Raw genomic sequence first — 10,525 nt, 5'->3', positions numbered from 1 at the left:
CTTGCCAAGGTCGGGGTCGCGAGTTCGAGTCTCGTTTCCCGCTCCAAATTCTTCTTCGTCTCCAAAATATCCACAGCGAATAACCTCGTTGAGGACGTTTTCTATTGCATCTGAAATACTCTTGTAAACAGAGTTATCCACAGAAACTACGCTTTAGCGGAACCGGTCTAAAAGTTAGCAGGGTGAATAGTATCTTTTTAATGCATTGTATTTTAAGGATAAATTTTCATTTCAAAATGTTATCGAGATCACTTGATCTCTTCTCAAGCCCAGATGGCGCTTGAGTTTTTATTTTTATTCACAGGCTGTGAATATATCACGCATCCCGCGTGAGCCCTTTTTCGATTACCCTCACCAGCCGCTGTTTCTGAGGAAGCTGCACCTCCACCACGCAGGCATTACGCTTCTCAATTTGCTGCGCAATCGCCCAGTCTATGTGTTCATCAAGAAGTGGGTGCTCACCTCTACGGCTTTCCAGCGCCCGGATATTCGCTTCATCCCACGGGGCATTGCCCAGCGCTACGGCAACATTTCGCAGCCAGCGCAGATGGCCAATACGGCGGATGGCCGACCCTTCCGTCACTTTCAGGAACCAGGCTTCGGTCCAGGCAAACAGTTCAATGAGCTGCGGGGCATGGAGCGCCTTACGCGGGCTGAAATCCTCTTCATCCGTGAGCTGCGAATAGCGGTTCCACGGGCAAATGAGCTGGCAGTCGTCACAGCCGTAGATCCGGTTTCCGATAAGCGGTCGAAATTCTTCCGGGATCGCCCCTTCCAGTTCGATGGTGAGGTAGGAGATACAGCGGCGTGCATCAACGGTGTAGGGCTCGACGATGGCACCTGTCGGACAGATGGTCATACAGGCCACGCAGCGCCCACAGCCTTCCTCGACCGGACCGTCTACCGGCAGCGGTAAATCAATCAGCAGTTCTCCCAGGAAGAAGAACGAACCGGCGTCGCGGCTAAGGATAAGTGAGTGCTTACCTGTCCAGCCAAGCCCGGCTTTTTCAGCGATCGGGCGCTCAAGAATGGGCGCAGAATCGACAAAGGGTCTAAAATTCAGCGAAACACAGTGCTGCTGAATAGTCTCCCCGAGTTTTTTTAAGCGGTTACGCAAGAGCTTGTGGTAATCACGCCCCAGGGCGTACCGGCTGACGTAACCCAGTGAGGGATTTTTGAGCGTACGCGCAAACGCCGCGTTGGCGGGCAGGTAGTTCATGCGCACGCTGATGACCCGTAACGTGCCCGGCAAAAGCTCGTGTGGACGGGCGCGCATCATGCCATGACGCGCCATCCATTCCATTTCGCCGTGGTATTGTTTATCCAGCCAGGCCTGCAGTTTCGGCTCGCTGGCGGAGAGGTCGGTATCGGTAATACCTACCTTCTGGAAGCCGAGCTCAGCACCCCACTGTTTAATTTTTTGCGCTAACTGATTGAGATCGAGGGGCTGTGACATGACGGACCATACGGTGAAGAAAAACCCCGCAAGTATACCACATTCCATCTGGCATGCGGACGCGCTCCGGCATGCCGAAAAAGAGGCGGCTGACAGTCTCGGTGTCACCCTTTATGAACTGATGCTGAGGGCAGGCGAGGCGGTGTTTGACGTTGCCCGCAGCGCGTACCCGCAGGCTGCACACTGGCTGATAATGTGCGGACATGGCAATAACGGCGGTGACGGTTACGTGGTTGCCCGTCTTGCGGTGGCTGCGGGGATCCGCGTGACGTTGCTGGCACTCGAAAGTGATAAACCGCTGCCGGAAGAGGCCAGCGCGGCGCGGGAGGCATGGCTGAACGCAGGCGGCGTGATTCATGCGCCAGATATCGTCTGGCCAGAGGATGTTGATCTGATTGTTGATGGTCTGCTGGGCACCGGCCTGCGCAGCGCGCCTCGCGAGAACATTGCTGCGCTCATTACACACGCCAACCGGCACGCCGCGCCGGTGGTCGCGCTGGATATTCCGTCGGGTCTGCTCGCACAAACAGGAGCGACGCCGGGGGCGGTGATTCAGGCTGCGCACACGGTGACGTTCATCGCCCTGAAACCGGGTTTGCTGACCGGCAAAGCACGGGACGTGGTCGGCGTGTTGCACCACCATGCGCTGGGGCTGGAGAGTTGGCTGGCAGGACAGGAAATGCGCATCGCGCGTTTTGATGCGTCTCACCTTGCTGCGTGGCTTCCGCCCCGACGCCCGACGTCCCATAAAGGCGATCACGGCAAGCTGGTGATAGTGGGGGGCGATCACGGTACGGCGGGCGCTATCCGCATGGCCGGTGAAGCGGCATTACGAAGCGGTGCAGGTTTAGTGCGAGTGCTCACTCGCGTTGAGAATATTGCGCCGATAATCACCGCCCGACCGGAGCTGATGGTCCATGAGCTTACGCTCCAGACCCTTGAAGAAAGCCTGGAATGGGCGGATGTGGTCGTCATTGGACCCGGTCTTGGACAGCAGGCGTGGGGTAAACAGGCCCTGCAAAAGGTCGAGAATTTTCGTAAACCGATGCTGTGGGATGCCGACGCGCTGAACCTTCTGGCAATCAATCCGGATAAGCGTCACAATCGCATTCTGACGCCACACCCCGGCGAAGCCGCGCGCCTGCTTAACTGCAGCGTGGCAGAAATTGAAAGCGATCGCTTACTTTCTGCTCAGCGTCTGGTAAAACGTTACGGAGGTGTTGCCGTTTTGAAGGGGGCAGGAACCGTTGTCGCCAGTGATGCGGCTCAGAGCATTATCGATGCCGGAAACGCGGGCATGGCGAGCGGCGGCATGGGCGATGTGCTTTCCGGTATCATTGGCGCATTGCTTGGACAGAAACTTCCCCTTTATGATGCAGCCTGCGCGGGCTGCGTGGCCCACGGTGCCGCGGCAGATAAACTGGCTGCGCGTTACGGTACACGCGGTATGCTGGCCACCGATCTCTTTTGCACGCTGCGGCGTGTGGTTAACCCGGATGTGATTGACGTAGAAAATGACTAATCGAGCGATTCCTTTACCTGATGAACAAGCCACTTTAGATCTCGGCAAGCGCGTGGCGCAGGCCTGTCAGGGGGCAACCGTCATTTATCTGTATGGTGATTTAGGGGCGGGTAAAACCACCTTCAGCCGGGGTTTCTTGCAGGCGTTAGGGCATAACGGGAATGTGAAAAGCCCAACCTACACGCTGGTAGAGCCGTACACCCTTGAAAATCTCATGGTGTACCACTTCGATTTATACCGCCTTGCGGATCCTGAGGAGCTGGAATTTATGGGGATCCGTGATTATTTTGCCAATGATGCCATCTGCCTGGTGGAGTGGCCGCAACAAGGTGCGGGTGTCCTGCCTGACCCGGATGTCGAAATTCACTTAGATTACCAGGCACAAGGGCGTGAGGCTCGCATCAGTGCGGTTTCCTCATCAGGCAGTTCCTTACTGGCGCGTCTGGCCGGTTAAGCGTAGGGATGACGGGATGATAAATCGCGTTAAAAATTGGTTGCTGGCTGCCACGGTGCTGCTGTGCGCGCAGGCCGGGGCGGCAAACCTCTCCGATATTCAGGTCTCGAACGGCGAAAGCCAGGCCCGGATCACATTCAGCTTTATGGGCGATCCTGAATATGCATTTTCACAGCCAGACAGCCACAGCGTGGCGCTGGATATCAAACAGACCGGCGTGATCCAGGGATTACCGCTGCAGTTCAGCGGTAACAATCTGGTGAAAAGTATTCGCTCGGGCACGCCAAAAGATAGTCAGTCATTGCGTCTGGTGGTCGATTTGACCGAAAAGGGTAAAACGAAGGCGGTGAAGCAGCAAAACGGTGCGAACTATACGGTGGTATTTACCATCAATGCAGACGTGCCGCCGCCTCCACCGCCGCCGGTTGTCGCGAAACGCGTGGAAGCGCCGGTGTATACCCCGCGTCCTTCAGAACCGGCGCGTAATCCCTTCAAAACAGACAGCGACCGCATAACCAGCGTCACCAGCAGCAATACCGTTACGCGTCCTGCGGCCAGCGCACGCCGCGTGGTCAGCGGTGACAAAGTGATTATTGCCATTGATGCGGGGCACGGCGGTCAGGATCCTGGCGCGATTGGCCCGGGCGGTACGCAGGAGAAAAACGTCACAATCGCGGTTGCCCGCAAACTCAGGGCGCTGTTAAACGACGACCCGATGTTTAAAGGCGTGCTCACCCGTGACGGCGACTATTTTATCTCCGTGATGGGCCGCTCAGACGTGGCGCGCAAGCAGAATGCCAATTTCCTGGTCTCCATTCACGCCGATGCCGCACCTAACCGTAATGCGACCGGCGCATCGGTATGGGTGCTGTCGAACCGCCGGGCAAACAGTGAAATGGCCAACTGGCTTGAAGAGCATGAGAAACAGTCTGAACTGTTAGGCGGTGCCGGGGATGTGCTGGCTAACAGCCAGTCTGACCCGTATCTCAGCCAGGCGGTACTGGATTTACAGTTCGGTCATTCCCAGCGCGTCGGGTATGATGTCGCCACTAACGTACTGAACCAGCTGCAGGGCATCGGGGCATTGCACAAGCGCCGTCCGGAGCATGCGAGCCTCGGGGTTCTGCGTTCGCCGGATATTCCTTCGATCCTCGTGGAAACCGGCTTTATCAGCAATAACAGTGAAGAACGCTTGCTGGGCAGCGACAGCTATCAGCAACAGCTTGCCGAAGCGATTTATAACGGTCTGCGTAAATACTTCGAGGCTCATCCGCTGCAGTCCGCGCCGCAGGGCGGAGCTGCCCAGACGGCAAGTGCCGCGCTGCCGGGTGAGATGACCGCGACAAACTAAGGAGCATTCATGCCGATTCAGGTTCTACCGCCGCAGCTTGCGAACCAAATCGCCGCCGGTGAGGTGGTGGAGCGCCCTGCGTCGGTGGTGAAGGAGCTGGTGGAAAACAGCCTCGATGCGGGTGCGACCCGCATTGATATTGATATCGAACGCGGTGGCGCAAAGCTGATTCGCATTCGTGACAACGGCTGCGGCATTAAAAAAGACGAGCTGGCGCTGGCGCTGGCCCGTCACGCCACCAGTAAAATAGCCTCTCTGGATGACCTGGAAGCGATTATCAGCCTCGGGTTTCGCGGCGAAGCGCTGGCCAGTATCAGCTCGGTTTCGCGTTTAACGCTCACTTCCCGCACCGCGGACCAGCAGGAGGCCTGGAAGGCATACGCCGAAGGGCGCGATATGGACGTGACGGTCAAACCCGCGGCGCACCCTGTCGGTACGACGCTTGAAGTATTAGATCTGTTCTATAACACGCCTGCCCGCCGCAAGTTTATGCGTACCGAAAAAACCGAGTTCGGGCATATCGACGAGATCATTCGGCGTATCGCGTTGGCCCGTTTCGATGTCACCATCAACCTCAGCCATAACGGTAAGGTGATGCGCCAGTATCGCGCGGTGGCAGAGGGGGGGCAGAAAGAGCGCCGTCTGGGGGCAATCTGCGGTACACCATTTCTGGAACAGGCGCTGACTATTGAGTGGCAGCATGGCGATCTGGCGCTGCGCGGTTGGGTGGCTGACCCGAATGCCAGCAGCGCGGCGTTTGCGGAGATCCAGTATTGCTACGTGAACGGCCGCATGATGCGCGACCGTCTCATCAATCACGCCATTCGCCAGGCCTGCGAAGACAAGCTCGGGGCCGATCAGCAGCCCGCTTTCGTGCTTTATCTGGAGATTGACCCGCATCAGGTGGATGTGAACGTGCATCCTGCCAAGCATGAAGTGCGGTTCCACCAGTCGCGACTGGTGCATGATTTTATCTATCAGGGCGTGCTCAGCGTGCTACAGCAGCAGGTAGAACCGACATTGCCGCTGGAACAGGCAGAAGCTGCGCCACGCCCGTTCCCGGAAAATCGTGTTGCTGCGGGCCGTAACCATTTTGCGGAGCCTGCCGTTGCACGGGAACCGGAAGCCCCGCGTTTCTCCTCAGCAGGAACTGCACCGCGCCCGACGGGGGCCAACTACCCGCATGCCCAGCCTGGCTATCAAAAGCAGCAGGGGGCGTTGTATCGCAAACTGCTGGAAACGCCGGCTGTGGAGCGTAAAGAATCCCTTCCGGCTCCTCAGCCTTCTCTGGACGGCCATAGCCAGAGTTTTGGCCGGGTGCTGACGATCATCGCGCCAGATATGGCACTGCTTGAACGTGACGGCAAATTGATGCTTCTTGCATTGCCGGTCGCTGAACGCTGGCTCAAACAGGTCCAGTTGACGCCGGGCGAAAATGCGGCCTGTGCGCAGCCGTTATTGATCCCGGTTCGCCTGAAAATATCCCCCGAAGAAACAAGGGTATTGCAGCGTGCGGAGCCGCAACTGGCGCAGATGGGGATTGAAATCGTGCTCGAACCACAACATGTGACAATTCGTGCAGTGCCTTTACCCTTACGCCAACAAAATTTACAAAACTTGATTCCTGAACTGATAGGCTACCTGGCGCAGCAAACATCGTTTGATGCCGCTAACACCGCACAGTGGATCGCCCGCCATCTGGCCAGCGAACACGCGCCGTGGAGCATGGCACAGGCCATTAGCGTGCTGGCGGAGGTTGAACGCCTCTGTCCGCATCTGGTGAAAGCGCCGCCGGGTGGGTTATTGCAACCTGTTGATTTACAAACGGCGATGAACGCCCTGAAACATGATTGATGTCAGTAAGGCGAGCCTGCCTAAGGCAATTTTTTTAATGGGCCCAACGGCCTCCGGCAAAACGGCGCTCGCCATCGAGTTGCGTAAAGTTTTGCCTGTAGAGTTGATTAGCGTCGACTCCGCCCTCATTTATCGGGGGATGGATATCGGCACGGCGAAGCCTGACGCAGAAGAGCTGCGTGCGGCACCGCACCGTTTGCTGGATATTCTCGATCCGGCTCAGGCCTACTCCGCAGCGGATTTTCGCCGGGATGCCTTAGCCGAGATGGCCGAGATAACCGCGGCGGGACGTATACCGCTGTTGGTTGGCGGAACCATGCTCTATTTCAAGGCGTTGCTGGAGGGGCTCTCTCCTCTGCCATCAGCGGACCCGGAAATACGAGCAAAGATTGAGCAGCAGGCGGCAGAGCAGGGGTGGGACGTTTTGCATCAGCAACTGGCGGAGATTGACCCGGTAGCGGCAGCGCGAATCCATCCAAATGATCCGCAAAGGCTTTCCCGGGCACTGGAAGTTTTTTTCATTTCGGGTAAAACTTTAACGGAACTGACGCAAACGTCAGGAGACGCTCTGCCGTATCAGGTGCATCAGTTCGCCATCGCCCCGGCGAGCCGTGAACTGCTCCATCAACGAATTGAGCAGCGTTTTCATCAGATGTTAGCTTCAGATTTTGAAGCAGAAGTGCGGGCGCTATTTGCCCGTGGAGATTTGCATACGGACATGCCTTCCATTCGTTGTGTGGGATATCGCCAGATGTGGTCGTATCTTGAAGGTGAGATTTCATACGATGAAATGGTTTATCGAGGTGTTTGCGCCACGAGACAGTTAGCGAAGCGCCAGATCACCTGGTTGCGCGGTTGGGAGGGGGTTCACTGGCTAGACAGTGAAAAACCACAACAGGCGTTAAACGAAGTGATTGAGGTTGTTGGTGATATCGCTCACTGAATGTGTACAATTGAGTCGTATCGTGCGCAATTTTTCAGAATCGCAAGGTTCTAAGTACAAAACAAGCATATAAGGAAAAGATAGAATGGCTAAGGGGCAATCTTTACAAGATCCGTTCCTGAACGCATTGCGTCGGGAACGTGTTCCAGTTTCTATTTATTTGGTGAATGGTATTAAGCTGCAAGGTCAGATTGAGTCTTTCGATCAGTTCGTGATCCTGTTGAAAAACACGGTCAGCCAGATGGTCTACAAGCACGCTATCTCTACTGTTGTTCCGTCTCGTCCGGTCTCTCATCACAGCAATAACGCGGGCGGCGGCACGGGCAGTAACTACCATCATGGCAGTAACGCGCAGGGCTCTTCAGCGCCAGCGCAGGACAGCGAAGACACCGAATAAGGTTTCGCGCTGTTATCCACACGGGGAGCCAGCGATCCTGCGTTCCCCGCTGATCTTTTTTGAGGATTTTACGCTTGTTTGACCGTTATGATGCCGGTGAGCAGGCGGTGCTGGTACACATCTATTTTACGCAAGACAAAGATATGGAAGACCTCCAGGAGTTTGAATCTCTGGTCTCTTCCGCCGGTGTCGAAGCATTGCAGGTGATTACCGGTAGCCGTAAAGCGCCGCACCCAAAGTATTTTGTTGGTGAAGGTAAAGCAGTAGAAATTGCGGATGCCGTAAAAGCAACCGGCGCGTCAGTCGTGCTGTTTGACCATGCGTTGTCTCCGGCTCAGGAACGTAACCTGGAACGTCTTTGCGAATGCCGTGTTATCGATCGCACAGGGTTGATTTTAGATATTTTTGCTCAGCGTGCACGTACCCACGAAGGTAAGCTGCAGGTTGAGCTGGCGCAGTTGCGCCATCTGGCGACGCGGCTTGTGCGTGGCTGGACCCACCTTGAAAGACAGAAAGGCGGGATTGGTTTGCGCGGTCCGGGTGAGACCCAGCTCGAAACCGACCGTCGTTTACTGCGTGGCCGTATTACCCAGATCCTCTCACGTCTGGAACGCGTTGAGAAACAGCGTGAGCAAGGGCGCCGCGCGCGCTCAAAAGCCGACATCCCGACGGTGTCGCTGGTGGGGTATACCAACGCCGGTAAGTCCACCCTGTTTAACCAGATTACCGAGGCCCAGGTGTATGCCGCAGACCAGCTGTTTGCGACCCTGGACCCCACATTGCGTCGTATCGACGTAGCCGACGTCGGCGAGACGGTGCTGGCGGATACCGTTGGGTTTATCCGTCATCTGCCGCATGACCTGGTGGCGGCGTTTAAAGCCACCCTGCAGGAGACGCGACAGGCGACTCTGCTGGTGCACGTGATTGACGCGGCAGACGTCCGCGTGCAGGAGAACATCGACGCGGTAAACGTGGTGCTCGAAGAGATCGACGCCCACGAGATCCCAACCCTGTTGGTGATGAACAAGATCGATATGCTGGAGGATTTCGAGCCGCGTATCGACCGAGATGAAGAGAACAAACCGATTCGGGTCTGGCTTTCTGCCCAGTCCGGTATTGGTGTGCCACTGCTTTTCCAGGCTTTGACAGAACGTCTTTCCGGTGAGGTAGCCCAGCACACGCTGCGATTGCCGCCACAGGAAGGCAGGCTGCGCAGCCGGTTTTATCAGCTTCAGGCGATAGAAAAAGAGTGGATGGAGGATGACGGCAGCGTGGGGATGCAGGTGCGTATGCCGATCGTTGACTGGCGTCGCCTCTGTAAACAAGAACCTGCGCTGGCGGACTATATCGTCTGATCAGAAAGGGGATGCCTGAATAATTCGCCCTTGCATAACAAATATGGAGCATATACATGGCGTGGAATCAGCCCGGTAATAACGGACAGGACCGCGACCCGTGGGGAAGCAGCAATAATCAAGGCGGCAACTCTGGGGGAAATGGCAACAAAGGTGGTCGCGAGCAGGGGCCGCCAGATCTGGATGATATCTTCCGCAAGCTAAGCAAGAAGCTTGGTGGTCTTGGCGGAGGTAAAGGTTCTGGCTCAGGTGGGAATTCCACCCAGGGGCCGCGCCCGCAAATGGGTGGTCGCGTAGTGGGTATTGTTGCCGCTGCCGTGGTAATCATCTGGGCTGCTACCGGGTTCTACACCATTAAAGAAGCGGAACGCGGTGTGGTTACGCGTTTTGGTAAGTTCAGCCATCTGGTTGAGCCTGGTCTGAACTGGAAGCCGACCTTCATTGACGACGTGACCGCGGTCAACGTGGAATCGGTCCGTGAACTGGCGGCGTCTGGTGTGATGCTGACGTCTGATGAGAACGTGGTGCGCGTTGAGATGAACGTCCAGTACCGCGTCACCGATCCTGAACGTTATCTGTTTAGCGTGACCAGCGCCGATGACAGTCTGCGCCAGGCGACCGATAGCGCCCTGCGCGGGGTGATCGGTAAATACACCATGGACCGTATTCTGACTGAAGGTCGTACCGTTATTCGTAGCGATACCCAGCGTGAGCTGGAAGAGACCATTCGTCCGTACAACATGGGTATCACTCTGCTGGACGTCAACTTCCAGGCCGCTCGTCCGCCGGAAGAGGTGAAGGCCGCGTTTGATGACGCCATCGCCGCCCGTGAAAACGAACAGCAGTACATCCGAGAAGCGGAAGCGTACACCAACGAAGTTCAGCCGCGTGCTAACGGTCAGGCGCAGCGTATTCTTGAAGAAGCGCGTGCGTACAAGACCCAGACCATCCTGGAAGCCCAGGGTGAAGTGGCGCGCTTCGCGAAAATCCTGCCGGAATACAAAGCGGCTCCGGAAATTACCCGTGAGCGTCTCTATATCGAGACCATGGAAAAAGTGCTTAGCCACACGCGTAAAGTGCTGGTTAATGACAACAAAGGCGGAAACCTGATGGTGCTGCCACTGGATCAGATGCTTAAGGGCGGTTCAGCGCCGGCAGCGAAGGCTGACACCAGCGGTGCCAACAACCTGCTG

General features: G+C 56.5%; 9 protein-coding genes. 8 read left to right on the top strand and 1 reads right to left on the bottom strand.

Translation table 11 applies throughout. The annotated features are described in order from the left end of the window. Positions 1 to 316: 316 nt before the first annotated feature. Positions 317 to 1,456 carry a tRNA epoxyqueuosine(34) reductase QueG gene (gene queG, locus LDK53_RS21605; protein WP_045284410.1) on the bottom strand — a complete coding sequence of 380 codons (1,140 nt, stop codon included), beginning with the start codon at positions 1,454 to 1,456 and terminating at the stop codon, positions 317 to 319. Between queG and nnr the strand changes: the two genes are divergently transcribed. The 8 genes from nnr to hflK form a co-directional block, all read left to right on the top strand. Then, the gene (nnr, locus tag LDK53_RS21600) at positions 1,455 to 2,978 is read left to right on the top strand and encodes a bifunctional ADP-dependent NAD(P)H-hydrate dehydratase/NAD(P)H-hydrate epimerase (RefSeq protein WP_225288037.1); all 1,524 of its coding nucleotides are present in this window, start codon (positions 1,455 to 1,457) and stop codon (positions 2,976 to 2,978) included. The two genes, queG and nnr, sit on opposite strands and share 2 nt — an antisense overlap. After that, complete coding sequence (gene tsaE / locus LDK53_RS21595) at positions 2,971 to 3,432, top strand: tRNA (adenosine(37)-N6)-threonylcarbamoyltransferase complex ATPase subunit type 1 TsaE (RefSeq protein ID WP_008502923.1); 462 nt, start codon at positions 2,971 to 2,973, stop codon at positions 3,430 to 3,432. Before nnr ends, tsaE begins: the two co-directional genes overlap by 8 nt. Before the next feature lie 16 nt (positions 3,433 to 3,448). After that, entirely contained in the window at positions 3,449 to 4,783 is a 1,335-nt protein-coding gene (gene amiB / locus LDK53_RS21590) for an N-acetylmuramoyl-L-alanine amidase AmiB (RefSeq protein WP_059386959.1), read from the top strand. A gap of 9 nt (positions 4,784 to 4,792) precedes the next feature. Next, positions 4,793 to 6,637: a DNA mismatch repair endonuclease MutL gene (gene mutL / locus LDK53_RS21585; RefSeq protein WP_225288036.1), complete on the top strand. Its 1,845-nt coding sequence runs from the start codon at positions 4,793 to 4,795 to the stop codon at positions 6,635 to 6,637. Beyond that, positions 6,630 to 7,580, top strand: coding sequence for a tRNA (adenosine(37)-N6)-dimethylallyltransferase MiaA (miaA, locus tag LDK53_RS21580; protein WP_025758256.1), 951 nt, complete (start codon positions 6,630 to 6,632; stop codon positions 7,578 to 7,580). The genes mutL and miaA overlap by 8 nt, the downstream gene beginning before the upstream one ends. Positions 7,581 to 7,665: 85 nt before the next feature. Then, positions 7,666 to 7,977, top strand: coding sequence for an RNA chaperone Hfq (hfq, locus tag LDK53_RS21575; RefSeq protein WP_045284414.1), 312 nt, complete (start codon positions 7,666 to 7,668; stop codon positions 7,975 to 7,977). Positions 7,978 to 8,051: 74 nt separating this feature from the next. Continuing rightward, positions 8,052 to 9,332, top strand: a complete 1,281-nt coding sequence (hflX, locus tag LDK53_RS21570) for a ribosome rescue GTPase HflX (RefSeq protein ID WP_045284415.1) — start codon at positions 8,052 to 8,054, stop codon at positions 9,330 to 9,332. Between the two features lie 56 nt (positions 9,333 to 9,388). After that, positions 9,389 to 10,525, top strand: a 1,137-nt coding sequence (gene hflK, locus LDK53_RS21565) for an FtsH protease activity modulator HflK (RefSeq protein ID WP_225288035.1), incomplete at its 3' end; no start/stop codon positions are given.

Source organism: Enterobacter sp. K16B, assembly GCF_020216105.1.
GTDB lineage: Bacteria > Pseudomonadota > Gammaproteobacteria > Enterobacterales > Enterobacteriaceae > Enterobacter > Enterobacter sichuanensis.
Note: the sequence above shows the minus strand (reverse complement) of the source record. Positions and strands in the feature narration are given on the sequence as shown.

Bases quoted from the DNA above. Each gene is read 5' to 3' on its own strand.
- tsaE (WP_008502923.1), top strand. From the start codon at position 2,971: ATGACTAATCGAGCGATTCCTTTACCTGATGAACAAGCCACTTTAGAT.
- mutL (WP_225288036.1), top strand. From the start codon at position 4,793: ATGCCGATTCAGGTTCTACCGCCGCAGCTTGCGAACCAAATCGCCGCC.
- hfq (WP_045284414.1), top strand. From the start codon at position 7,666: ATGGCTAAGGGGCAATCTTTACAAGATCCGTTCCTGAACGCATTGCGT.
- queG (WP_045284410.1), bottom strand. From the start codon at position 1,456: ATGTCACAGCCCCTCGATCTCAATCAGTTAGCGCAAAAAATTAAACAG.
- amiB (WP_059386959.1), top strand. From the start codon at position 3,449: ATGATAAATCGCGTTAAAAATTGGTTGCTGGCTGCCACGGTGCTGCTG.
- nnr (WP_225288037.1), top strand. From the start codon at position 1,455: ATGACGGACCATACGGTGAAGAAAAACCCCGCAAGTATACCACATTCC.
- miaA (WP_025758256.1), top strand. From the start codon at position 6,630: ATGATTGATGTCAGTAAGGCGAGCCTGCCTAAGGCAATTTTTTTAATG.